At 63.1% G+C, this 24500-nt stretch carries 14 protein-coding genes; 4 read left to right on the top strand and 10 right to left on the bottom strand.

What is annotated here, in order from left to right; translation table 11 throughout:
- Window positions 1-56: 56 nt before the first annotated feature.
- Together gltX and MMB49_RS01235 are read right to left on the bottom strand one after the other, a co-directional pair.
- Window positions 57-1586: a glutamate--tRNA ligase gene (gltX, locus tag MMB49_RS01240; protein WP_047271425.1), complete on the bottom strand. Its 1530-nt coding sequence runs from the start codon at window positions 1584-1586 to the stop codon at window positions 57-59.
- A gap of 1452 nt (window positions 1587-3038) precedes the next feature.
- Window positions 3039-3701 carry an HAD family hydrolase gene (locus MMB49_RS01235; protein WP_047271423.1) on the bottom strand — a complete coding sequence of 221 codons (663 nt, stop codon included), beginning with the start codon at window positions 3699-3701 and terminating at the stop codon, window positions 3039-3041.
- A 427-nt stretch (window positions 3702-4128) separates the two neighbouring features.
- Between MMB49_RS01235 and MMB49_RS01230 the strand changes: the two genes are divergently transcribed.
- Together MMB49_RS01230 and MMB49_RS01225 are read left to right on the top strand one after the other, a co-directional pair.
- A complete protein-coding gene (locus MMB49_RS01230) occupies window positions 4129-5196 on the top strand; it encodes an ABC transporter substrate-binding protein (RefSeq protein ID WP_013363006.1) in 1068 nt (355 codons plus the stop codon).
- A 262-nt stretch (window positions 5197-5458) separates the two neighbouring features.
- Window positions 5459-6244 carry an ABC transporter permease gene (locus MMB49_RS01225; protein WP_047271984.1) on the top strand — a complete coding sequence of 262 codons (786 nt, stop codon included), beginning with the start codon at window positions 5459-5461 and terminating at the stop codon, window positions 6242-6244.
- 276 nt (window positions 6245-6520) lie between these two features.
- Here the strand turns inward: MMB49_RS01225 and MMB49_RS01220 are convergent, their stop codons facing one another.
- Both MMB49_RS01220 and MMB49_RS01215 read right to left on the bottom strand, forming a co-directional pair.
- Window positions 6521-7447, bottom strand: coding sequence for a hypothetical protein (locus tag MMB49_RS01220; protein ID WP_047271421.1), 927 nt, complete (start codon window positions 7445-7447; stop codon window positions 6521-6523).
- Between the two features lie 260 nt (window positions 7448-7707).
- A complete protein-coding gene (locus MMB49_RS01215) occupies window positions 7708-8367 on the bottom strand; it encodes a histidine phosphatase family protein (protein WP_047271419.1) in 660 nt (219 codons plus the stop codon).
- 409 nt (window positions 8368-8776) lie between these two features.
- Between MMB49_RS01215 and MMB49_RS01210 the strand changes: the two genes are divergently transcribed.
- A complete protein-coding gene (locus MMB49_RS01210) occupies window positions 8777-10207 on the top strand; it encodes an MFS transporter (protein ID WP_047271418.1) in 1431 nt (476 codons plus the stop codon).
- Window positions 10208-10298: 91 nt separating this feature from the next.
- On the opposite strand, the gene MMB49_RS01205 is transcribed toward MMB49_RS01210, so the two are convergent.
- Window positions 10299-10832 (bottom strand): GtrA family protein, encoded by a 534-nt coding sequence (locus MMB49_RS01205; protein WP_047271416.1) that lies wholly within the window; start codon window positions 10830-10832, stop codon window positions 10299-10301.
- Between the two features lie 160 nt (window positions 10833-10992).
- Between MMB49_RS01205 and MMB49_RS01200 the strand changes: the two genes are divergently transcribed.
- The gene (locus tag MMB49_RS01200; protein WP_047271415.1) at window positions 10993-11340 is read left to right on the top strand and encodes a phenylpyruvate tautomerase MIF-related protein; all 348 of its coding nucleotides are present in this window, start codon (window positions 10993-10995) and stop codon (window positions 11338-11340) included.
- 395 nt (window positions 11341-11735) lie between these two features.
- Here the strand turns inward: MMB49_RS01200 and MMB49_RS01195 are convergent, their stop codons facing one another.
- The 5 genes from MMB49_RS01195 to MMB49_RS09595 form a co-directional block, all read right to left on the bottom strand.
- On the bottom strand, window positions 11736-13253 hold the full coding sequence (locus MMB49_RS01195) for a formate--tetrahydrofolate ligase (protein ID WP_047271413.1): 1518 nt from the start codon (window positions 13251-13253) through the stop codon (window positions 11736-11738).
- A 92-nt stretch (window positions 13254-13345) separates the two neighbouring features.
- On the bottom strand, window positions 13346-14959 hold the full coding sequence (locus MMB49_RS01190) for a C69 family dipeptidase (protein WP_013389450.1): 1614 nt from the start codon (window positions 14957-14959) through the stop codon (window positions 13346-13348).
- A 124-nt stretch (window positions 14960-15083) separates the two neighbouring features.
- A complete protein-coding gene (locus tag MMB49_RS01185; protein WP_003817572.1) occupies window positions 15084-15635 on the bottom strand; it encodes a YbhB/YbcL family Raf kinase inhibitor-like protein in 552 nt (183 codons plus the stop codon).
- A gap of 175 nt (window positions 15636-15810) precedes the next feature.
- Complete coding sequence (locus MMB49_RS01180; RefSeq protein ID WP_047271410.1) at window positions 15811-21690, bottom strand: glycosyl hydrolase family 95 catalytic domain-containing protein; 5880 nt, start codon at window positions 21688-21690, stop codon at window positions 15811-15813.
- Between the two features lie 832 nt (window positions 21691-22522).
- Window positions 22523-24463, bottom strand: a complete 1941-nt coding sequence (locus tag MMB49_RS09595; protein ID WP_047271407.1) for an ABC transporter ATP-binding protein — start codon at window positions 24461-24463, stop codon at window positions 22523-22525.
- Between the last annotated feature and the right edge of the window lie 37 nt (window positions 24464-24500).

Raw genomic sequence — 24500 nt, 5'->3', positions numbered from 1 at the left:
GGCGTCTTGCGACAGCCGTCCGCCGGATTCCGCATGCGCACAAGCGCTGCGTTACATCACAGGTGCTCGCGCAGGCCCTTCAGTCGAGCGATGGTGAGCGGCTTGCCGACGATCTCCATCGACTCGAACAGCGGCGGGGAGACGCGACGGCCGGATATGGCCACGCGAACCGGGCCGAAGGCGAGACGCGGCTTGTACCCGCCATCCTCCACGAGTGCCTTGTTCAGGGTCTCGTGCAGGTTGTCGGTCTTCCAATCGGCCTCGTCCACGCCCTCAAGCGCGGCGACGGCGGCATCGAGCACGTCGGCGGCGGAGTCCTTGAGCTGCTTCCTGGCATCGTCCGCAGGCTCCAGGTACTCCTCGGTGGACAGCAGGGAGCCGACCATGCCGGCGACCTCGCCCAGCAGGCGCACGCGCGGCTGGATCAGCGGAGCGGAGGCGGTCAGGACGGCCTTCTCGCGGTCAGTCAGCGCATCCCAATTGTCGGCCGAGACCACACCGTCGCGGTGCAGGTACGGCACGGAACGGTTGAGGAAGTCCTGCGGCTCAAGCATGCGGATGTGCTCGGCGTTGATGGAGATGGCCTTGTCGATGTCGAAGCGGGCCGGGTTGGCCTTCACGTCGCGCACGTCGAACTTGGCGATCATCTCGTCCATGGAGAACACGTCACGGTCGGGGGCGATGGACCAGCCGAGCAGAGCCAAGTAGTTGAGCAGACCCTCGCGGATGAAACCGTTGTCGCGGTGGTTGAACAGGTTGGACTCCGGGTCGCGCTTGGAGAGCTTCTTGTTGCCCTGGCCCATCACGTACGGCATGTGGCCGAACAGCGGCATCTGCTTGGCGATGCCAAGCTCCATCAGGTAGCGGTACAGCACGATCTGACGCGGGGTGGAGCTGAGCAGGTCCTCGCCGCGCAGCACGACGTTGACGTCCATCATCGCGTCGTCGACCGGGTTGGTGAGCGTGTACAGCGGATCGCCGTTCGGGCGCACGATGACATAGTCCGGCACGGAACCGGCCTTGAATTCGATGGTGCCGCGGATGAGGTCGTCGAAGGCGATGTCCTCGTCGGGCATGCGGATGCGCAGCGCGGGCTTGCGGCCCTCGGCGCGGAAGGCGGCCTTCTGCTCCTCGGTGAGGTCGCGGTCGTAACCGTCATAGCCGAATTCGGCCGGGCGGCCGGCGGCGAGGTTGCGCTCCTTGATCTCGTCCGGAGTGGAGAAGGACTCATAGGCGTAGCCGGCTTCGAGCAGCTTTGCGGCCACATCCTTGTAGATGTCGCCGCGCTCGGACTGGCGGTACGGGCCGTGGGGGCCGCCCACGTCGATGCCCTCGTCCCAGTCGATGCCCAGCCAGCGCAGGGATTCGAGAATCTGGTTGTAGCTTTCCTCGGAGTCGCGCACGGCGTCGGTGTCTTCGATGCGGAAGATCAGCTTGCCGCCGGTGGCGCGGGCTTCGGCCCAGTTGAACAACGCCGTACGGATCATGCCGACATGCGGCGTGCCGGTCGGCGATGGGCAGAAGCGCACGCGAACATGAGCCGGAAGTTCTGGTTTGGTGTCTTTTGAATGTTCAGCTTCAGTCATACGTTCCATTGTGCCGCGCCAACGGGACGTGAGCCGGTTCACTCACTTTTGGTCAATCGGTCTCACGGTCGCGCCGTCGATGGCAGAAGGAACGGCTGCTGGTATGGCGGTCGAAGCGCCGGCTTTGATGGCGGCTTCGACGGCGTTGCGCATGAAGGTTGCTGCGTCGTCCTGCCGATGGGTGACTGTCGGATTCCATGTACGGCGATGTATCGTCAATCCGGCAAGTGCGCCTCGGTCAGGATATTTCGGCGCGCTCAGGCGGCGAAACCGGCGAACAGCGTCGCCCAATCCTGCGACTCGTCCTCGCGGGTCTCGCGCTGGTCCATGACCTTGTTCTGATCGTTGTTCATGATCGTCCCCTTGTATTGCTACTTATACAGCTCCAATTGCTTGTTTCGATTCCATCACCGCAACCGAAATTATCGTTGATACTCATATATCGCAACCACTGGCAAAACGCAAATCGTGTTAGCGCGCACAGCGAGTCGTCACACAATCCCTACACTCATGCATGTAAACGGTCACACGCGGCACTCCCCGTTGCCTTGTTTACACCCCTTTCGTTCCGCCGCTCGCTCCCACCAGTCAATGCGGTGCGCCAACTCCTTCCATGCTGGTTCGCCTCGCAAGCCCACCCCTCCTACTTGTCAGCGCGCTGGATCCTTCCAACCATTCCCGCCCGAGACGCACCGTTCCTGCTGATTGCGCATTGCCCACCTACCCCGTGTTCGTACATGCCGCGCTCATTCACACCGCTACCTTCACCCGGTTTCTTTGGGACTGCCCCATATCTTTGCTGCGCCGCAAGACCCACATACGTGCCTACACTCCCGTCACTCCCCGAGTTGCGTCCTTAAGTGCGCGCCGAAACGACAAGCGCGCGAATATAAGGACGCAAATGCCCCTGTTTGCGTCCCTATGTGCGCACGGTCGTCGTTTCGGCGCGCACTTAGGGACGCAAACGAGCGGATTCGTGCTCGTACACTGGAGATTCCACGCTTGACGAGCTTCATATCATCGAATGGCATCCCCACCGCCATTCACTCATCATCGACAGTGCACTCGCAATATGTCGCAGCCAAGCCACAACATAATCAAGCGCCACCACAAGAAAAGAGTCCGCAACACCACTTTCTCGGTTTCAAGGGGTTGATCGCAGCCCTCGCAGACATCTATCTGCATTTCAAGGGGTTGCTTTTCGTCAATCCTCCCTATATTGATGGCGATATTCCGCCCCTCATACTTCGTATACTGGCAGACAGCAACCCCTCGAAACGTAGATAGATGTTTGGGCGAGACGAAATCACCCCCTCGAAACGCAGATGCCGCTTTCGCACCGAAGGATGAAGTTCCTGCTATCCGACCGAGTCGCGCGAAGCCCAAACACGTGCGAATATGAGGGAACAACCCATGAAACCGTTGCAACGCCACGACAATCTGGCTGGCACATCACATCCAGCCGGCCAAATCGGCGATGGCCAGCCCGCGATAGTCAACGATTGCCTCATCGCACAGCCCACTGTCGCTCATATCCACACGCGCATGACCGGTGACCGCGACCACCGTCGCGCCCGACGCCCGAGCCGCCGTCAACCCGGGCTTGGAATCCTCGAAAACCAGACACTGACCGGCACCCGACGCATCGGCCGGCAGCCCGACCATCGACGCCGCACGCCAATACGGCGCCGGATCGGGCTTCGGCGTCACATCGTCGTTGCCGCACACATAGCCGACGAACGCGCCCTTAGGCGCCTGCGCCATCACATTCTCGACGATCTCGCGCGGGGAGCCGGTCACCAGCACGGCCGGAACGTGCGCCGCCGCCAGACCGGACAGCACATCGCGAACGCCCTCAATCCACGGCAGACGCTCCTTTTCCATGCACAGCACCTCATCGGACAGGTGCCGCACGATTGCATCGCCATCCCAATCGACCCCCGCACCGCGCAGCAGACGCACGGTCTCGGGGAAGGCCGCCCCCTGCAGCGCATCGGCGAGCGCGTCGCTCCATTCCCCGCCGCAGGAGCGCACCAAGGTCTCCTGAGAGCGCACCCAATACGGATCGGAATCGATCAGCGTCCCGTCCAAGTCGAAGAACACGGCCTTCATCATCGGCATCCTCCTTGATCTCACAAGCCATTTCACGAGCCACTAGCATCGTAGCCCATGAACCCGGCGGGGAAACAGTCCGCCCCGAGAACAGCAGAAAACAGCAATGCCCCGGCAAACCGGCAAACACATGTCCACCGGCGGGAGACATGCCATGGCGGCCCGATGCCGCGCCGTCACACCGGCTCCTGCGCGAAGCCGCCCGTCGAGACATACCGCGATCCCCCGCATACCGCTATACTGGAGAACGTTCGCGCGGTTGGTGGCAGCAGCCGTGCCAGACATCAGAGAAGTAAACGCATTGCAAGGCGATATGTGTCGCGCTGCGATGCGACGGGTCTGATTCATGTCGCGCGGGCTCCTCACCTTCCCGCCCGGCGTGTGTCAGCCGGCAGGCGCACGACGTGCGCAGAAGGCAAGGAGACAGAAGATGAAGACAGTCAAGGGCTTCAGCAAGATCGTGGCGATGGTTGGGGCCGTCGCGCTCGGCCTGACGCTCAGCGCCTGCGGAAACACCAATTCCGCGAGCAACACCGATTCCAAGAACTCCGGCTCCACGCCGACCGTGTCGTTCATGCTCGACTGGACGCCGAACACGAACCACATCGGTCTGTACGTGGCTCAGAAACTCGGCTATTACAAGGATGCCGACGTCAACGTGAAGATCCTGCCGACCGCCCAGGCCGGAGCTGAAACCAGCGTCGAGAACGGCGTGGCCAACGTGGGCTTCACCACGCTGAGCAACGTCGCCGCGTTCAACTCGCAGGGCGCTGACCTGAAGTTCGTGTTCGACCTGACGCAGAAGCCGGTCGCCCGTTGGTGCGCGCTGGCATCCCGCACCGACATCAAGACGCCCAAGGACCTTTCCGGCAAGACCTTCGTCAGCTTCGGCTCCGCCGAGCAGACCGCGGTCGTCCGCCAGATGATCAAGTACGCTGGCGGCACCGGCGACATCAAGACCGCGACGGCCGGCACCAACACCTTCGAGACGCTGACCAGCGGCAAGGGTGATTTCGGCGGCTTCTACGTGACCTGGGAAGGCGTGGAAAGCGAGCTGAACGGCCCGAAGCTCAACTGCTTCGTCGCCTCCGACTGGGGCGTGCCCGGCAACCCCGACCAGCTGGGATTCGCCGTCAAGGGCTCCTGGCTCAAGGACTCCGCCAACGCGGATGCGCTGAAGAAGTTCATCGCCGCCACCAAGAAGGGCTACGACTACGCGCTCGCCAACCCGGACAAGGCCGCCGACATCCTGGTCGAACAGGCCAAGGAGGCGCAGCTCGACTCCAAGCTGACCCGCACCTCGATGGAGGAGATCGCCAAGAACAACTACTGGACGACCGACGATCCGAAGTCGCTGCCCGGCACCACGAACTTCGATGACGCGCAGCCGTACCTGGAGTTCCAGTACAAGGCCGGCACCTACAAGGACCAGGACGGCAACGATCCCGCGTCCGCGCCGCAGGCCAAGGACCTCGCGACCAACGAGTACGTGGGCTGAGCCGGCTGCAGCCAGTCCGGCCGCAGCCAATCTAGCTACAGTTCCGCGAATCCGCGAGCACAGGTTCGTCACAGCCGGCCGGGCCAACCTCCACTCCCCTTCGGTCCGTCACGAGACGGGACGGAGGGGAGTTTTCCGACTCTCGTAACGATTCCGGGGCCCTTCTCCCTCCTACCCGGCCCATCTCCCTCCGTCAGCCCGTCAACCCGCCAGTCCCCATCAATCCCATCCCTAAGGTTTCACATTGTCCGAAGATCACGCCATGCGCACACTGAAATCCCTGTTCGCACGCGTCGCGCCGCCGGCGTTCACGGTCGGCGGGCTGCTCATCGTATGGGAGATCGCCGTGGATGCGGGCCACATCTCCCAACGCGTGCTCGCCTCCCCCAGCCAGATCGCCGCATCGATCATCAAGACTTGGCCCGACCTGTGGGAGGCGACCGCCATCACCACATACGAGGCAATCACCGGCTTTCTCATCGCAGCGGTGGCCGGGGTGCTCATCGGCATCGGCCTGTACGTGTCCAAAACCCTGTATCGCGGTATCTATCCGCTGCTCGCCGCCGCGCAGACCATCCCGCTCATCACCATCGCCCCGCTGTTCATGATCTGGTTCGGGTTCGAGCCACTCGGCAAAATCGTGATCGTCGCCGTATTCGGCGTGTTCCCCGTCGCCGTGCAGACGTGCCGCGGCATGCTCGCCGTACCGCAGTTCTACGAGGACGTGGCGCTCACCTGCGGCGCCACCCGCGCATGGGCGCTGTGGCATGTGAAGCTGCGCGTCGCCGCCCGCCAGGTGTTCGGCGGCTTGCGCATCAGCGCCGCCTATGTGTTCGGCACCGCGGTGACGGCGGAATATCTGGGCGCGATGAACGGCCTGGGCATCTGGCTGCAGGCCGCTTTCAACTCGTTCCGCACCCCGCTGATCTTCTCCGCAACGATCATGGTGGTCGCACTGACCGCACTGCTGCTGACCATCATCAGTCTCGCGGAACGCCTGCTCCTCGGCCCGGACGACACCATCGCGTTCAACGACGACGGCGAATAGAGCCGGCGCCGCACCACAGCAGCCATATACGGCCGCGCCGGCGTACGGCGGCAACAGTCCTTACGCCGGCCCCTCTCAGTTCGGCACAGGCGAGCCACCGCTGGACAAACCCTACTACGGGTGCTCGTTCGGCAAGGCGTTCCTCAGGTTCTGGAAGAAGTACGCCACATTCAGCGGGCGCGCCGCAAGCAGGTCGGCACGATTCCGAGCAGTCAGCAGTGAATCGCATATATTTCAGGTCTCTGCCCCGTCCCATCAGACGTCAGGCGGCAGCCGTCACAGCTCCACGGGTGGCTTGGACGGGTCGTCGCTCACGTGCGCGAACTTGGCGGCGAGCGCCTCCTTGTTGCGGCGCTCGTCCTCCTCTTTCGCGAGCCGCTTCGCCTCGGCGGCATCCCACAGCACGTCGTCATGGTGACGTTTCCACTCACTCGCCGCGACCATAGTAAACAATTTCACCGTTTCGGCTAGGGCGGCCTCGTCGTCGTTAGTCAGCGATCGGGCGGTCATCAGCGACGACAGCTGCTCGGCCTTGAAGCACAGCCGCGGCACCGACAGGCGCTCGCACAGTTCGTTGACATAGAACATCACCGGCACCGCGCGCGACGGCTTGCGCAGATCGATCAGGCGCAGCAACCCGTCGGCCGCCACCGTCACCGTGGCGAATCGCTGCGCGATGGCTTCGACATCGGCACTGGGCGCAGCATTCGCAGGCGCGGCGGCACCGGCGGCGTCGGCACCACCGGCGGCACCACCGCCCATGCCGATGGCCTGTTCGATTGCCTCCAACGCTTCGGCGATGGCGTGCACGGTGTCATCATCCCAATCGACGCCCAACTGGCCGGCGCCTCTCATGATCAGCCTCGTGTCGCCGGTTTCGGAGTAGTCGCCCATCTCGTCGTAAGCGTCATTCGCGGCGAGCAACGCATCGACGATTCTCTGCGGACGACCGGGAATCTCGTCCGCACCCTCATACACGAACTCCGCATCGGGGACCGTCACGTCGTCGCCGGTCATGACCCGTGCGGCCATGCGGGTCATCCGCACCTGCAGGTTCTCACCGTATTTCGTGTCATTGTCCATCTGCTTGGCGTCGGCCAGCGGCCACAGTTCGATCAGTCCGGCACCGACGGCCGCCGCATCGCGTACCGCGGGATTCATCGACACATGGGCGATCGCCGTCGCGTCAAGTTGGAATGCCATATCGCTCCTTCGCTTTCATTGTCCGCCGGCGCGCGGAACCTTCCGCCGTGCCGGGTGCCAGGTGCCGGTCGCCGGCACCGCGGGCCACCGCGTAACGGCACCGCCGGCCACTCGCCGCCTGCCGTTGCCGTTACGCGGCGTCGTCACAAGTGACCGCTACGCGGCCGCCGTCAGTCCCGGCCCGCGCCGCATGCGCACCTTTTCGCGGGCGAGCCCGCAGCCGTCCTCTCTGTGTATTGTACGGCCGGCGCACGCCGCACTCACTCGACTTGCGCCGCAGGGTCGGCATATGTGATGGACATCACCTTGCCCGTATCGCTGTCGTAGGTGATCGAGGTGATCGACGCGAGCGCGGTCTTGCGTAGAAACATCCAATGCTCGGGGTGGCCGGTCTCCAGTAGGTGCCGGTAGCTCCAGATCGGCGACTCGTGGCTGACGACGATGATTTGCCGTCCGGCATACTCGCGGATCTTCTCGTTCGCGAACGCGCCCACGCGTTCGGCGATGTGCCGGTACGACTCGCCCCAGCTCGGCTTCCACAGGTTGAGCACGAGCTTCCAGTTGCCGTCGCGCCACAGCGCGCCCTTGCCATGTCCGATGCGCTTGCCGCGGAACTCGTTGCCCGCTTCGATCACACGCGGGTCGGTGATGAGTTCCAGCGGCTCCTCCCCACGCCCGGCGCGTACCGGGTTGAGCGCGTCGAGAATGGCGCCGGCGGTTTCGCGGGTGCGTTCCAGCGGGGACGAATACACCGCGGCGACCGCGTTGAGCTTGGGGTCGGCTGCGATGTATGCGCCCGTCGCCTGCGCCATGCGCATGCCGCGGTCGGACAGGTGGAATCCGGGCAGCCGCTCGTACAACAGATGGTCGGGATTGTATACCTTGCCATGGCGGATGAAATGTATGGTGGTTGTCGGCATATGCGGCCTTCCTGCGGGACTCGTGATGTCTGTCTTTCATTGTCCCACATTCACCGGCCGGCCGGCGATGCCGCGTCCGCGGCGGCGTTTGCCTGACGAACATCGCCCCGCCCCGGCACGGCCCAGCCCCACCCGATATCGTCCTGACTCCACCCGCCCGACTCCGGCTCGTCACCCCACCTGATACACCGATATATCACCGTCGTTTATGAACGTTATGAAAATTGATGCGTTCGTGATATCAACACCGCGTGTCGCGCCCCGACGCGCGATTAAAGTTGCCATGACGCAAACATGCAAAGCATCCTTTGCGCGACCAACAGGACAACACATCAATACGATGAGGGCTCCGCCGGCAACGCCACGCCGACGGGGGACATCCAATCGGGAGCGGAAAGGAGATGCTGTCATGTCCAATAACGCCAATGTCGCGGCTGCAATCAAGGAAGTCGCCCATAAGGTATTCGGCGGATACGCGGAACTGCTGCGTATGCCGCACACCGCAAGGTTCTCCATCGGCTCGGTGATCGCCTGCATGCCGTTCCCCATGGTCGGCATGACCATCACCATCTCCGTACAGCATTACTACGGCAACTACTCGCTGGCCGGCGTGCTCACCGCCATCCAGGCGATCGCGCTGGCGGTCTCCAGCCCGCTGCTCGGCAAGCTGGTCGACAAGTTCGGCCAGCGGCAGGTGTCGATTCCGACGATCCTGGTCTGGATCGTCGCCGCCATCGCCCTGACCACCAGCATCACCAACCGCGCCCCGGTATGGGTGCTGTACTGCCTGACGCCGTTCCTCGCCGCGATTCCGCCGTGGGGCGCGATGAGCCGCGCCCGCTGGACGACCATGCTCAAGGGAGACCGGGAGCGCACCGACCGCGCGCTCTCGCTGTCCGGTGTGTTCGATGAATGCATGTGGATCATCGGCAATCCGCTGGCTTCTACGCTGGCGGTGATTTCTGGCCTGCTGGCGTTCTCGTTCACCGGCGTGTGCGTCGTCATCGGCGCGCTGATGTTCCTGACCGAGCTGACGACCGAGCCGAAATCACAGACCCAGCTGGCCCGAGAGGCCGGTCTGACCCGCGAGGAGTACCGCAAGCGCGAGGCCGCCAAGGCGCAGAAGATGCGCGAGAGGGACGCCGCCGACCGCGCCCGCCGAGAGGCCGAGGCCCGCGGCGACGACGAGCAGGCCGTGCAGGCCGCCGTCGACCGAGCCATCGCCGATTCCCGCGCCGGCAAGAAGGAGTCGATCTGGGGGCCGGGCCTGATCGCCGTGTGCGTGACCTGGTTCAGTCTTGGCGCATTCCAGTCGGCGTCGAACATCTCGATCATCGCGTTCGCCACCGAAGCGAACATGAAGCAATACACCGGTTTCGTGTTCGCATGCTTCTCGTTCAGCTCGCTATGCGGCGCACTGGTGTACGGCGCGAAGAACTGGACCATCCCGCTGTGGAAGCGCTTCTACTTCTGCCTCATCGTGGTGAATCTCGGCGTGGGCACATTCATGTTCGCCAAGCATCTGTGGGTGATCATGATCATCTACCTGCTGATCGGCGTCTGCCAAGCACCTACGTGGATCAACGGCAATCAGCTGATGCTGCATCTGGTGCCTCCCACGCGATTCACCGAAGGCGTGGCGTGGATGGGCGCAATGAACTCGATCGGCTCGTCAGCCGGCTCAGCCATCGCGGGTGTCTTCATCGATCACATGGGATCGCATGGAGGCTTCCTGATGGCGACCGTGCTGGCGATCACCTCGCTTGCCATCGCCTTCGTCGGCTTCCGGCAGATCAAATCCAGCACCGAAACCCCGACTCTGACCGAAGTCAGCGTGTGATACGCCGGATGCCGCTCCCAAAACTCGCAGATACAAGGCATTTTTGAAGGAAAACACACTCTATCTGCGAGTTTTGAGAGCGCATACCGCGCTACTTCGGCCAGCCCTCCGGCGTATGCGCGAGCGACCACAGGCCAAGCCGATGCGAGAAGCTGTTCTCCCACTTCGCTTCGAGCTCTTCCTGACTCAAACGGTTCTCGGACTTCCTCAAACGATTCATCGCATTGGTATGCGTATCGTCAAGCAGCCACTTGCGGATCACGAAGTTCCAGATCATCACCACTACCGTGGCTGCCAGCTTGCCGACATTCGTCCACAGCACGTACCGCGTGTGCATGGAATACATGGAATCATGCGGCATCCACGACGTGCTGGTCCACACGATCGCCTCGTTCATGAACCAGCCGATAAGCGCCGCCACGAAGAAAATCGCGATCTCCATCCAGCGCGCCATGTCCGGCCGGTGCTTGAACACGAATTTCATGCTCGCCAGGTAATTGAATATCAGCGAGACGAAGAACGAGATTGACGTGGCCAGCACGTTATGCATATGCGTCATCAGCAGAATGTTCATCAGACCCCAGTCGATGATGAACGCGACCACACCGACAATACCGAACTTCATCAGCTGTTCAATCAATTTTCTCACATTGATTGTCTAATACATATCGCTGACTTCACACCGCGGTTTTCCTGAACCGCCACTGATTTCACACATGGCCGCACAGCCCGCGCCCGCCGCGGAACCGATTAGGATAGGGAACGAACCCAATCAAGGAGGAATCATGCCCGTTATCCACACTCACGTATCCGTCAAGACCACTCCCGAGCAGCGCGAGGCGCTGAAGGCCGCCTACAGCAAGGCGATCACGGCCGTCCCCGGCAAGTCCGAGGGCTGGCTGATGTGCCCATTCGAGGATGATATGCCGATCTACTTCGGCGGCAGCGACGATGCCCCGGCCGCATACGTCGAGGTCAATGTGTTCGGCCGTTCCGTGCCCGGTTCTGCGTGGGAGAAGCTGACCAAGTCGATCATGGCCGCGCTCAACAGCGAGCTCGGCATCCCCGAGGACCGCACCTACATCCGCTACACCGCCACCACCGACTGGGGCTGGAACGGCGGTAACTTCTGAGCTCAGGTGTGATGGTATCCGCCGCTATATTGTCGCGCATGGCGTCACTGTGTGCGACCACCGTCACGCTGCGAGCCCTCACACAGTGACGTAAATCGCAAAACCCTTATTTTGCAAGGGTTGCGGGGGTGCGTCACGGAGTGTGAGGACGCACACAGTGACGTAACCCTCACACAGTGACACCTTTTCTGCGGCACACAGGTTGCCGATATATAAATGAAAGAGCCCCTTGCGGCCAGTCGGCCCGTATGATCGGCCGACAATCCGAAAGGGGTTGTGATGATGCAGTCACGGTGTGCGGCCAGCGCGAGTGCGGCATGATTCCGCATGCCACGCCGCCGCACACTCTCACAGCACGCGTGCCCCGGCACCCCGGCGGTACGCCTCTGCCGCAATCAGACGATCTTGGGCATCGGGGTGGTCAGGGACGTGGTGAGGTTCACGTGAACCAGCCCGGCGCCTGCGTGCACTTCGACCTTCTTCAGGGTGACCGTACGCTCGTCTTCCGGAGCGCGGTCGTTGTCGGTCATCGTGGCCGGGGACTTGACGGCGACCAGCGCCAGATCGTCCAGCGACATGCCGGCGGCCTTGCACAGATCATCCGCAGCACCCAGGGAACCCAGGAAACCGTCCTTGAGCAGCACACGGCTGGCCGGCACGCCGTAGGCGTTCTCGGCCACCCACTTCACGTTCTCCAGCAGGGCCATGCCCTTGTGGCTGTCATGCTTGGACGGCATCGACGTGTTGGACAGCACATCGACGAATGCGTCGATCTGGTCGCTCAGGCCTTCGCCGCCGTCGCGATACAGGTTGCCGATGATGGGGTCGCGCAGCTCCAGACGGGCCGCGGTCTCGCGCAGTTCGGGAATCTGATCGTCCTCGCCGTCCCACAGGTTCACCAGCGGGAACGCCGGAATGTCGAGCTTCTCCAAGCGGTCCACGTGGAACGGGTAGCGCCACGCCAGCTCCGGGTCATCACGCCACGTCGAGGCGCGGGTCACGACGACCGCCGCGGACGGCCACTGCGCGCCATATTCGCGGCAGGCGATGTCGAGCCACTTCTGCGCTCCGGCGTCGGTGCCGTAACCGGCCTCGACGATGACCACATCGTGCAGGGCGCACGCCAGCTCCACGGAGACCAGCGTCGGGATGCCGATCGACACGTTGGCGAACGGGCCGCCATGCACATACACCGGCGAGCCGTTCACCGTCTCGGTGAGCGCCGGCTTGACCGCATCGGCGAGCATATCGGTGATACGCCACAGGTCGATGAAGTCGCCGAACTTGACTGGTTCGCCGTCCTTCGTGCCGGCGATCATCGCGGCCACGCGCTCGCCGATCTCATCCATCGAACGGGACAGCACGACGATCTGCATCAGCTCGGACGTCGGGGTGAGCACGACCTTCTCGGCGACGTTGTTCTTGCCCGCGTCCACGGTGATGGAACGCAGCGAGCGGGACGGCACTTCGGAGACGCGCGGCACGAGGATCGTGTCGATACGTCCCTCGTCCACAGCCTTCTCGGCGAAGGAGACGAGCAGGTTCTGCGCGGCGGCGATGGCGGCCATCTCACCGCACAGGCCCCAGTCGATGAGCTCGGGGTGGGTCAGCGAAGCCTTGCCGCCGCCCGAGGCACCGCCTTTGGAACCGGCGGCGGTGATGCCCATGCTCGGCTGGCGCAGCACGGCGGCCGCGTCGATGCCGCGAGCCCGCAGCGCATCGATCAGCGCGATCGTCGTCGTGGTCTTGCCCTCGCCGCGCGACGCCTTGAGCGGCGTATCGGCGGTGACGAGCACGACCTTGCCGTGCTTGCGCGGCGCGTCGGGATTGTCGTGCAGGTACTTCATAAACCTGAAGGCGTCGATCTTCTTGACCAGCCCGTACTGGCTGGTGAACTCCTCGATAGTAGTCATCAGTAGGTGAACCTTTCTGTAGATGTATGACGCTTGCTTACCGTCGAAGCGGCTGGCGGCCGAAAACGCTTGGCCGGGAGCCTCTCAGCGCATCAGTTGTCGGAGCGGTTGAAGCCGTTCTTCATCTTCATGCTCACGGTGTAGAGCACGGTGTCGAGCAGCTGGTCGGTCTCGGTCTTGAGCTGGTCGGCCATGGTCTGGTTGGCGGCGGCGAGGATGTCGCGCACCTCGTCGTTACGGGTCGCGTCGATGATGTCCTCGGGATCCATCGGCTCGACGTCGCCGTCCGCGTTCGCCGCCTCCAACTCCGCGTCGGCCAAGGCGGCCGCGGCCTCGTCGGCACCGCCCAGACGCGCGACCTGCTCGTCGGTGGCGGCGATCAGACGGTGGCCCATCGCGCCGGTCTTCTCCTGATAGCGCTCGATGGCGTTGGAGGTCTCCGCGAACGCCGCGTCGCACAGCGCGGCGATGATGCGGTTCTCCCAGTAGAAGTTCTCGGAAGTCACGCGCGTGGTCGTGTCTTCCAGATACTTCGGCGTTTCGTTGACGTTCGGGTAGAACGGCACCAGCGTGTTGAACGGGTTGGAGCCGTAGGCGATCCACTGGATCGCGCGGTCCGACTGCGGACGGTACGGGCGAATCTGCATGACGGCCAGCTGGCTCTGGCGGTTGATGCCGATCGGGCGGTACATGTGGCGTGTGTGCTCGTCGCCGAGGTGGCCGTACGGGTCGAACGGCGTGCCCTGATAGTGCGAGCTGAGCACGTACTTTACGTCCTCGATCGTTACCTTGCGCTCGGGCTGACGGGCCCACGGGATGTCGTCGCTGTCCGGGCGGTGGTCGGCCTCGGGGCCGTCCCACATCTCGTCGTACGGGTTGAGGAACCGCTGCATGACCCATGCGCGCGGCGTGTTGTACACGTGATCAGAGTCGGAGTGCGAGCCGAAGGCATCACGCGGGTTGAACGGTGACGTCGATTCGACGGACAGATCAAGGTGATTGCGCTCGATGAATTCGACCAGATCCTCGGAGCACATGTGGTTCTCCTGCTCACCGAGGGCGTCATCGAGGTCGAATTCGTCGATGCCGAGCTGGTTCGGCATCGTCACATACGCTTCGTCGGGCACGCGCTTGGCGATCCAGTGATGGCCACCGACGGTTTCCATCCACCAAATCTCGTCGGCGTCCGAGAACGCGACACCGTTCATCTCATAGGTGCCGTATTCCTTAAGAAGGTCGCCAAGCCGCTGCACGCCCTCACGCGCGGTGGTGACGTACGGCAGCACGATGGTCAGGAAGTCCTCCTCGCCGATGCCGCCGGGCACGGCCGGCTCGTAATCCGAGTCACCTTCCCGTCCGCGTGCCGCCCGGTATTCCACAAACGGGTCGGCGCCGAGCACACGCTCGTTGGTGGTCAGCGTTTCGGTGGCGCTCATGGCCACGTTCGCCTCGTTGACGCCGGCCTCGCCCCAGATGCCTTCCTTCAGGTCGGCGTTCGGCACTGCGGTGTACTGCAGTGGATCGTCGGGCAGGTCAATGGTCAGGTGGCTGATGACGCTGCGGTATTCGCGCGGCTGTTCATCGGGCTTGACGACGACGAACCGCTTCGGGTTGAATTCGCCGTTGGCGGAATCCTCGTTGCGGGCGATGATGGTCGAACCGTCATAGCTGGCGTCCTTGCCGACCAGAATCGTGGTGCATGCCATAGTATTCGGTACTGTCCTTTCTTGCTGTGCACACGCTGTCGCGTGCACGTTGCGGCGCGCATCCGCGGCGCGCCTCCTGTCACACGAGTGTATGACTCCGTACGGGAGTATACGGCATCAGCCCTCAGGCTTTTCCGGTGATGAACATCACACCCTGATCGGTGACGTGGTCGACGTCACGCAGCGCGTGGAACAGCTCGTTGAGCCAGAATCCTTGGTTCAGACCCGGCAACGGCTTCGCGGTGCCCCACACGTGCAGCGAATAGTCGTGGTCCTTGTCGGGCGGCTGGGGCCCGTTGTAGCGCATCGTCACCTGCGGATTCGTGCTGCCGACCAGCTTGCTCGCGGCCGACGTGCGGCCCTGCACGGTCTCGGGAATCATGGAGGGCAGCTGCCGGGAGAAGTCCGGCGGAATCTGCAGTGCATGGGAATCGTTGAAGTCGTACATCAGCGCATCGATGGGCAGATTGGCGACCGTCCAGTGAATCCATTCGAATCCGCAGACCGGGATGGAGTCGGGGTCGGTGAACGCCCAGTGCAGGTACCGGGCGGCGGGATCGATCTCGTCGATATAGAACGGGAAGGAGATGACGGGCACGCCGTCGGTGCGGTATTCGGGCGCGGCGGCTTTGGCGAAGTCGTCGGGCATCACCGTGAAGTCAGCGGAAATCTTCATGTCTCCAGTATCGCGCATGAGCGTGACGTGCGGCACCCGGCTGCAGGCCACACCGCGCGCGACGGCAGACCGGCCGCAACAAGCCACCGTCCCCCGCCGGGGTTTATCCGACGGGGGACGGTGGAGAAAGAGTCAGTCAGGCCGACCGGTCACGACTGGCCGGTCTGACTGGGGATCAGGCGGAGTGCTTGCGGCGAATCATCACCACGCTCACTCCGACGGCGAGCAGCATCAAGCCGAGGCCGGCGAGCGCGCCGACGGCGGCGCCGGTCTTCGCGACACCGTCGCCCTTGCCGTCGCCGTCGTTCTTGCCGGTTTCGGCGGCCTTGACCGTGACGCTGTAGGTCACGTCGATGACCGTGCCGTCGGCCATCGTGTACTGCACGACGAAGCTGTCGTCACCGGTCTTGTCGCCGGCCGCATACACGAGCGTGCCGTCGGCGATTTCGGCCTTGCCGAGCTTGCCTTGCTTGATGATGGAGCGGCTCTTCCAGCCCGCCACGTCCTTCGGCTCGGTGACCGTACCGGTCTTGCCGGCGGTCACGTCGCCGGTATCGGCCTTGACGGACTTGTGGTCGGGCGTCGGCTTGGTCTCATCCACGACGGTGATCTCGACGCTGCCGGACTTGTCCGTGCCGTCGGTCGAGGTGGCCGTGATGACGACCTTGCCGGCCTTCTTCGCGGTGATGACGCCGTTGGCGTCGACCGTCGCGATGGATTCGTCGCTCGACTTCCACGTCACCTTCTTGTTGGTGGCGTTGCCGGGCTTGACGGTCGCGGTGGCCTGGAGTGTCTTGCCGACGGAGACGGTGGTGCCGGCCTCGACGGTGACCTCCACGCTGGTGACGGGGACGGTCTCGACGGGCTTGGCCGTCACGGTGATGTGGAGCGTGCCGGACACGCCACCGGCCGTGGCGGTGATGGTCACCGTGCCGGCCTTCTTGGCGGTCACGACGCCGTCCTTGTCGACCGTGGCGACGGACTCGTCGCTCGACTTCCACGTAACCGTCTTGTCGGTCGCGTCAGCCGGGGCGACGGTCGCCGTCAGGGTCGTGGAGGCGCCTTCGACGAGCTCCTGCTTGCCTGTCACGGTCACGGACTGGACCGGGATGACGGTCGGGGCCTTGTCGCTCACCGTGATCTTCAGCGTGCCGGACACGCCACCGGCCGTGGCGGTGATCGTCACTTCGCCGGCCTTCTTCGCGACGACCTTGCCGTTGGCGTCAACCGTCGCCACAGTGGCGTCGGAGGACTTCCACGTGACCGTCTTGTCGGTCGCAGTGGCCGGGGCGACGGTCGCCGTCAGGGTCTGCTCTCCATCGACGGTCATCGCGGCGTCGCCGGCAACGGTGACGCTGGTGACGGGCACGGTCGCGGCGGAGACGGTGATCTCGATGGAACCGAACTTCGTCTTGTCGCCGTTCGACGTGGCGGTGATGGTCACCTTGCCGGCCTTCTTCGTGGTCACCACGCCGTTGGCGTTGACCGTAGCTACGGCGGCGTCGGAGGTCGACCAGGTGACGGACTTGTCGGTCGCATTGGCCGGGGCGACGGTAGCCGTAAGAGTGACGGTGTCGCCTGCGGTGGCGGTGTTGGCGCCGGTCACGGTCACGCCGGTGACGGGCACGTTGGCGCTCGCCTTCTTCGTGATCGTGTACGTGGTGCCTGCGGTGGTATCGAACACGAGCAGCGAGGCGCCGTCCGCGTTGGTCACGACCTTGGCGTTCACGGCGGTGTCACCGTTCTTGACCTCGTAGTTCTGGGCGCCGCCGGCGGTGATCTTGACGGCCGCCTGCTTGCCCTTGTTGGAGGTCAGCCTGACTTCGGTGGCCTTGCCGTTCTTCCATGTCGTGCCGACGGTGAAGTTGCCGCGGGCCACGAGGCCGCTCACCGAGCCGCCCGCCCAGGCATCGGGCAGGGCGGGCAGGATGTTCGTGTAGTTCACGTACTTCTTGCCGGCGGTGTCGGTGAAGGTGGAGTTGGACTGCAGCAGCATTTCGTCGACACCGGAGGTGTTGCCGAAGTTGCCGTCGATCTGGAACGGCGCATGGTAATCGAACAGGTTTGCATACATCGCGTTCTTGAGCTGCAGCTCGACCAGCTGGTACGTGGTGTTGCCGTCGCCGGTGCGAGCCCACGAATTGATGCGCTGGCCAATGGCCCAGCCGGTGTTGGACTGCAGCACGTTGCCCTTGAAGCAGCGGTACCTCAGCGAGGTCTTGGCCGCATCCATGTACTCGGAGTTGTCGATGGTGATCAAATCACCGGGGAACAGTCCGAGCAGGTGGGACATGTGACGGTGCTGGTTGTCCGCCTGGTAGCCGCTGATGGTGGATCCATCCTTCTTCTTGCCGAGCGCACCTTCGAAGTACCATTCCTTGATCTGGCCGGAGTCGCCGACCTCGATCGGCTTGAGCAGGCTCTTGGCGCAGCTCCAGGAACGGTTGGCGTTCGCATCGGTGAAGTTGCCGCTGTCATTCTTGGCCCAGTTGTCGGCCGAGCAGTCGGTGGTATTGCCGACCAGACCGTCCGGATCTCCCTTGGCCTTGGCCGCCTCGATGGCGTCGTTGAGCATCTGCCACACGAGCGAGCTCTCGTACGTGTTGCCGTCGGTGCCCAGCGGGCCCTGTTCGGGCGAGTACGCGACGCCGGTAGTCAGGCGGTCACCGGAGCTGGAGCCGGCCTTGTGCAGCATGTAGTTGACGTAGAAGTGCGATTCCTCCTTGAGCAGCGCGTACACGCGATCAAGCAGGGCAGGGTCGCCGGAGTACTCGTACGCCTCGTACACGTTCTGCAGGATCCACGGCACGGCGGCCGGGCTCCAACCCCACGAGAACGATTGACCGGGTGCGGTCCAGCCGTAGGCGGTGTTCTCGGTGTGGGCCATGTAGCCCTCGCCCTCGCCGATCGGCGTGGTCTCGGGGTTCGTCGTCTCCGCGCCCGCGTAGACCTTGGCGGTCACACGGCCGGGCTTGACCAGACCCTCCACATACTCGATGAGCGGCTCGGCGAGCTCTCCCATGTTGGCCGAATAGGTCGGCCAGTAGTTCATCTGGAGGTTCACGTTCATGTGGAAGTCGGAGCCCCAAGGCGTGTTGCCGTGGGCGTTGTCGCCCGCGGTGACCGACCAGATGCCCTGCAGGTTGCTGGGCAGCTGGCTGTTCTCACGGGAGGAGCCGATGGTCAAGTAGCGGCCGTACTTGTACACCAGCGTCTCCAGCTCGCGCTTCTGCGCGGTGGTTGCGGAGCCTCTCTGGTACGCCTTGAGCAGCGCGTCGGTGGCGACGGCGCCGTCGGAGCTGTGGCCGGACTGGCCCAAATCGATCTTCACGCGGTCGTAGATGGCGGAATGATCGTCGATGTGCGCTTTCTTGACGGCGGTGTAGCCCTTGTTGGCGGCGTCCTGCACGACCTTGGCGACGCGGGTGTTCACCTCGGCGGCGGTTTCGCCGGTGCGGTAGGACGGATACTTCTGCTTGTAGTCCGTCGCGGCGGCGATGTACAGCGTGACCGCCTTCGCGTCGGAGACCTTCAGCGAAGCGCCGTCGGAGCCTTCGGAGAGCGTGCCCTCACCGTTGTCGAGGACGACCTTGATCTGCGAGTTGTACAGCAGGCCGTTGTTGCCGAGAGCGCCCTTGACGGTGAGCGTGTCACCCTTGACCGTCGTGGTTTCGCCGGTCTTGGAGTAGTTCGTGTTGGTCGGCATGCTGACGTTGAAGTTCAGCTTGCCGGCTTTGCTGGCCGTGAGGCGGGCGACCATGACATTGTCGGGGTTCGACGCGAAGTATTCGCGCGTGTAGGTGACGCCGTCATGCTTGAACGTGACGTCGGCCTTGCCCTTGCTCAGGTTCAGGTCGCGGCGGTATTCGGTGACGGTCGTATCGTTGAACCCGTAGTCGAGGTAGATGTCGCCCCAGTTCAGGTAGTTGCCCTGCTCGGCCGCGTTCTCGCCGCCGGTCAGGTTGCCGGGATTGACCGTCTCGGCGCCGTTCGCGAGCTGCTTGTTGAGCGCGCGCAGCGTGGCGCCGTTCTGACCCTTGGTCTCGTTGTTGCCGCCGTTGTAGCTGGTCGAGGATCCGGGGCCGCCGGTCCACAGCGTCTCCTCGTTGAAGGTGACGCGTTCACGGCTGACCTCGCCCCAGACGGTGCCGCCGATCTTGCCGTTGCCGAACGGCAAGGTGGTCTGCTGCCAACGGTTGTTGTCGGGGTTGCCGTAATTGCCGCCGGCGGTGGCGGTGGCGTCGGTCTGCGACGCGGGCTGCTTGTACCACAGCCAGTCGTCTTTGCTGGTGTCGCCGTCTCCGCCGTCCTCGACACTGGCGATGACATAGGCGTTGAACGAAGCGGCGATTTCGGGGTCCTTGTTGTACTTCACGGTAACAGGGTATACGCCGATGCTGGCACTATCGAAAGCGCTGGTGTCGATGGTGTAGTTATCCTCACCGTTGCCTTCGGTCAGCGTCTTGACCGTGCCGTCAGCCGTGCTGGTGGCCTTGACCACGAGTCCGGCCTTGTCGAACGCCTCGCCCTTCTGGTACTTGACCTTGGTCGGGCCTTCGATGCTCAGCGTGTATGCCTTCGGCTTCTTGGTGACGGACAAGGTCGGCTGCATGGCTTCGGTGGCGCCGGTCAGCGAGGTGACTTCCTTGCTGCCGAAACGCATGTCGGACTTGTTGAGCTCGCCCAGGGCCAGCGTGATCTTCTTCTCGGTGGCGCCGGCGCTGAACTTGGCGAACTCTGCCTTGATGACATCGGACACGTCGAGCAGGACCTTCTTGGCGTTGCCCGATTCGACGGTCATGCCATCGGAATACTTCTTAGATCCATAAGCGAACGCATGGGACGTCGCGGTCTTCGTGGTATCGGTCACCTCGAAGTCCGGGCGGTTCGCCCACGTGGCATTGTTGGTGTCGCAGGGAGCGGTGCCGGTGCACCGCGACGTGTCAACAGCGACCACCTTGACCTTATCGGTGGCCGTGGCGGTCTTGTCTGCACCGGCGTAGCCCAGATACGTCAAGGTGAGGATGGAGTGCTCGGGCGCCGCGGTGTAATCGGACAGGTCGAACGTCATCAGACCCATCTTGGCGTCTGTGACATCGTGGACGTCGGTGGACTTGAACTTCTCACCGAAGTCGCCGTAATCGCCTTCCGGCTGCAGCGCGCCGACATAGGCCGCAGTGTTCTTCTTCTCGTTCTTCTCGCTGGCCCATGCCTGCAACGTGGTGTCGGCGGAGGGCTTGAGATCGTCCTTGGTGGACACGGAAACGGTCAGCTTCGGAGCCATGTCTGCGGTCGCGCCGTTCAGGGACGTCGTGCCTTCGGAACTGGCGAAACGAACCTCGGTCTTCTTGGTCTCGCCCACGGCCAGGGTGATGACCTTCTTGCCTTCGGCGAACTGCTGGCGCACGATTTCGGTCACATCTACGGTGACCTTCTTGGTATTGGCGGGAACCACGGTGATGGCGTCGCCCGTGTAAACCGTCGTACCGTACTCGAACGGCTTGGACTCGGCGACGAATGAGGAGTCGTTGATGCTGAACTTCGGCTTGGTCGCGCCGGTCGCGACATTCGCGCCGCAGTCTGTGGCGTTATTGGTGCACACGGTGGTGTCGACGGGGGTCACCTTGATGGTGTCGGTGTCGGTGGCCGTCGGGTTGCCGCGGTAGCCGAGGTACGTCATCTCGAACGTTGCGGAATCGGGGGCATGGTCGTAGGCGCTCAGGTCGAACGTCAGCAGGCCGGTCTTCAGATCGGTGGTGTCCGCGGCATCCGTGGACTCGAACTTCTCGCCGAACACGCCTTGCGAGGGCCCTTGCAGTGTGCCGATGTACGGCTTGGACGCCATTGAGGAATTCTTCTCGCTCGTCCATGTCTGCAACGTGGTATCGGCGGAGGGGGTGATGGTTGCTGTGGTGGAGGACGAGGCGTCGGACGCTGCCGCTCTCGTCGTGCCGACCGCGACGGCCGACACAGGTAGTCCGGCCAGCAGCATGCCGACCGTCGCGCAGGACGCCACCAGTGGCATCAGACGCGATGACATCGCTCTATGTTTCATATTTGGTTCTTTCTCCTATAGGACAGCCAGCAGCTTTGCCGGTTCATATTAATATATACATTGTTTACTAAAAGAATCAAGTCCGTCGGCGACTTGTGTCTTCAATTGGAACCACAGCTCTCAGAGAGTCCCTGGATACCGTTGTTCCCAGAATTACGTAACATTCTTGGCATTATTATCACAGGGTGCAGGGCCTCCGGCAAGACCGCCCCCAGCCTCGCTACGCTCGGCAGCTCCTGACAGCGGGAGCACACCATCCGCGCCATCGGCCGGCCAAGTCGTCAGCGCAGCCGGTCGCGTACCACACCAGCGCAAAATCACATCAAAATCGCATTGTGTGGCCAGCCAGTCTGCCTCACAATGAAATGTGAACCCTCACATCACGTGGTGTGGCACAACATGCATCGCAAAACCGCCATTTTTCAACGGCCCGAAACGACTCCTCCGATGCCCGCGTACCACACCAGCCCAAAAACCACCGAAAAACGCATTGTGTGGCAGACCGAGAGGGCGATACGCGCCGGACGCCCCTCTGCTCTCGTCACAATCATGTTCTATGGCAGCACACCGGCCATCTGCCGCACCAGCGCATCCGCTCTCAACAATCCTTCTCCCGTTTGCGTCGCTATGTGCGCGCCGGAACGACGACCGTGCGCACATAGGGACGCGAACCACAGTCCCCGAACCCGTCGCGCACCATATATAGGAAATTCTCCGCCCATCACTCGCCTACATAGCAAACAGCCCGGCGAGCCCACGCACGGCGCACTGCCATGCGTAAGTTCACCGGGCTGTCAGCCTCATCAATCCAGCGAGCGCAACGGGCACTCCATCAATCGGTGAGTGTGAATTGGCTGTTGTAGAGGTCGGCGTAAAACCCTCCCGCCGCGAGCAGTTCCTCGTGGGTACCGCGCTCGATCACGTCGCCGTGGTTCATGACGAGAATCATGTCGGCGTCGCGGATGGTGGAGAGGCGGTGCGCGATGACGAAGCTCGTGCGCCCCACGGTCAACGCATCCATGGCCTTTTGGATGAGTTCTTCGGTGCGGGTGTCGACGGAGGAGGTGGCTTCGTCAAGGATGAGGATCGGAGCGTCCTGCACCATGGCGCGGGCGATGGTGAGCAACTGGCGCTGTCCTTGGGAGAGCGAGGTGTTGTCGTCGAGCACGGTGTCGTAGCCCCGCGGCAGAGAGCGCACGAAGTGGTCGAGTCCGACGGCCTTGCATGCGGAGACGATCTGCTCGTCGGTGACGCCGGGCTTGGAGTAGGCGATGTTTTCGCGCACGGTGCCACGGAACACCCATGTATCCTGCAGGACCATGGAGAACTGGTCGTGTACGTTCCAGCGCGGCACGGAAGTGGTGTCGATGCCGTCGATGGAGATGGAGCCGCCGGAGATCTCGTAGAAGCGCATCAGCAGGTTGACCATGGTGGTTTTGCCGGCGCCGGTCGGACCGACGATGGCGACTTTCTGGCCGGCGGAGACGCTTGCCGAGAAGTCGTGGATGATCGGCTTGCCGGGCTCATAGCCGAATCGCACGTGACTGAATTCGACGTCGCCGCGCACGGTCCGGGGGTTGCCGGCCGCATCGTAGCCGAGCAGCTGCGAACGCTGCGAAGCCGTCATACCGGCGGTGGCATTCGCGCGAGTGCCGCGATGCGACAGCTTGCCGCTGTCCGTCCGTGCCGTGCTCGCGGCGGCATCAGCCACGCCGAGTTCGGCCTTGGTCGGTTCCGCATCCATCTCCGGCTCTTCGAGGAAGCCGAACACGCGCTCGGCGGCGGCCGCGCATCGCTGCAGGTTCTGGAACGCCTGCGCGAACTGGCTCAACGGCTGGGTGAACAGGCGGATGTACATCATGAACGCGACGATCACGCCGAATTCGATCTGCCCGTCCATGGCGAGCGCTGCACCGACCACGCACACGATCACGTAGCCGAAGTTGCCGACGAAGTTCATCAGCGGCATCATCAGGCCTGACAGGAACTGCGATTTCCAGCCGGATTCGTACAGGTCGGCGTTGTACTTCTCAAAGCGGCGGATTGAGTCGGCCTCGCCGTTGTACGCCTTGACGATGAGGTGACCGGCGTACATCTCCTCGATGTGGCCGTTGACGTCGCCGAGCGCCATCTGCTGGCGGGCGAAGTATTTCTGCGAGGATTTCATGATGACCATCATGATGATGAGTCCCAGTATGCTCGCGCCGATCGCGCACAGGGTCATGATGACGTTGTTGTAGAACATCATGACGAGCGCGCCAACGAACAGCGTCGCCGAGGTAATGAGCGAGCCGAGGGACTGGCCGAGCGTCTGGCCGATGGCGTCGACGTCGTTGGTGATGCGGGAGAGTACGTCGCCGTAGCTGACCTTGTCGAAGTATTTGAGCGGCAGCTTGTTGATTTTGACCGAGATCGATTCGCGCAGGCGCTGGGCGGTGCGCTGGGTGACGTTCGCCATCATCCAGCTTTGCACGTAGCTGAGCACCGCGTAGCCGACGTACAGTGCGACGAGCAGCCAGGCGATGCGGCCGACGGCGTTGAAATCGACCGAGTTCATCACCGGCTTGCCGTTCACGACGGCCGGCAGTCCCTTGACGATCTCGTTGGTCATGTCCTTGAGTTTGTCCGGTCCGATGATCTGGCATATCGTGCCGACCGCGCCCAGCACGAGCGCAATGATGATGACGGGCAGGTAGTTGCGGCAGTAGTAGACGAGCTTGCCCATCACGTTGCCGAAATTGGCAGGTTTTTCGACCGTGCGGCCGCCGCCCATTGGTCCTCTTGGTCCTGGCATTTGTACTCCTTAAAAG

The sequence above is a fragment of the Bifidobacterium sp. SKU genome (genome assembly GCF_026016405.1).
Lineage (GTDB): Bacteria > Actinomycetota > Actinomycetes > Actinomycetales > Bifidobacteriaceae > Bifidobacterium > Bifidobacterium bifidum.
Note: the sequence above shows the minus strand (reverse complement) of the source record. Positions and strands in the feature narration are given on the sequence as shown.

Coding starts and splice junctions, on each gene's coding strand:
- gltX (WP_047271425.1), bottom strand. CDS start 1,586: ATGACTGAAGCTGAACATTCAAAAGACACCAAACCAGAACTTCCGGCT.
- MMB49_RS01235 (WP_047271423.1), bottom strand. CDS start 3,701: ATGATGAAGGCCGTGTTCTTCGACTTGGACGGGACGCTGATCGATTCC.
- MMB49_RS01230 (WP_013363006.1), top strand. CDS start 4,129: ATGAAGACAGTCAAGGGCTTCAGCAAGATCGTGGCGATGGTTGGGGCC.
- MMB49_RS01225 (WP_047271984.1), top strand. CDS start 5,459: ATGCGCACACTGAAATCCCTGTTCGCACGCGTCGCGCCGCCGGCGTTC.
- MMB49_RS01220 (WP_047271421.1), bottom strand. CDS start 7,447: ATGGCATTCCAACTTGACGCGACGGCGATCGCCCATGTGTCGATGAAT.
- MMB49_RS01215 (WP_047271419.1), bottom strand. CDS start 8,367: ATGCCGACAACCACCATACATTTCATCCGCCATGGCAAGGTATACAAT.
- MMB49_RS01210 (WP_047271418.1), top strand. CDS start 8,777: ATGTCCAATAACGCCAATGTCGCGGCTGCAATCAAGGAAGTCGCCCAT.
- MMB49_RS01205 (WP_047271416.1), bottom strand. CDS start 10,832: ATGAAGTTCGGTATTGTCGGTGTGGTCGCGTTCATCATCGACTGGGGT.
- MMB49_RS01200 (WP_047271415.1), top strand. CDS start 10,993: ATGCCCGTTATCCACACTCACGTATCCGTCAAGACCACTCCCGAGCAG.
- MMB49_RS01195 (WP_047271413.1), bottom strand. CDS start 13,253: ATGACTACTATCGAGGAGTTCACCAGCCAGTACGGGCTGGTCAAGAAG.
- MMB49_RS01190 (WP_013389450.1), bottom strand. CDS start 14,959: ATGGCATGCACCACGATTCTGGTCGGCAAGGACGCCAGCTATGACGGT.
- MMB49_RS01185 (WP_003817572.1), bottom strand. CDS start 15,635: ATGAAGATTTCCGCTGACTTCACGGTGATGCCCGACGACTTCGCCAAA.
- MMB49_RS01180 (WP_047271410.1), bottom strand. CDS start 21,690: ATGAAACATAGAGCGATGTCATCGCGTCTGATGCCACTGGTGGCGTCC.
- MMB49_RS09595 (WP_047271407.1), bottom strand. CDS start 24,463: ATGGGCGGCGGCCGCACGGTCGAAAAACCTGCCAATTTCGGCAACGTG.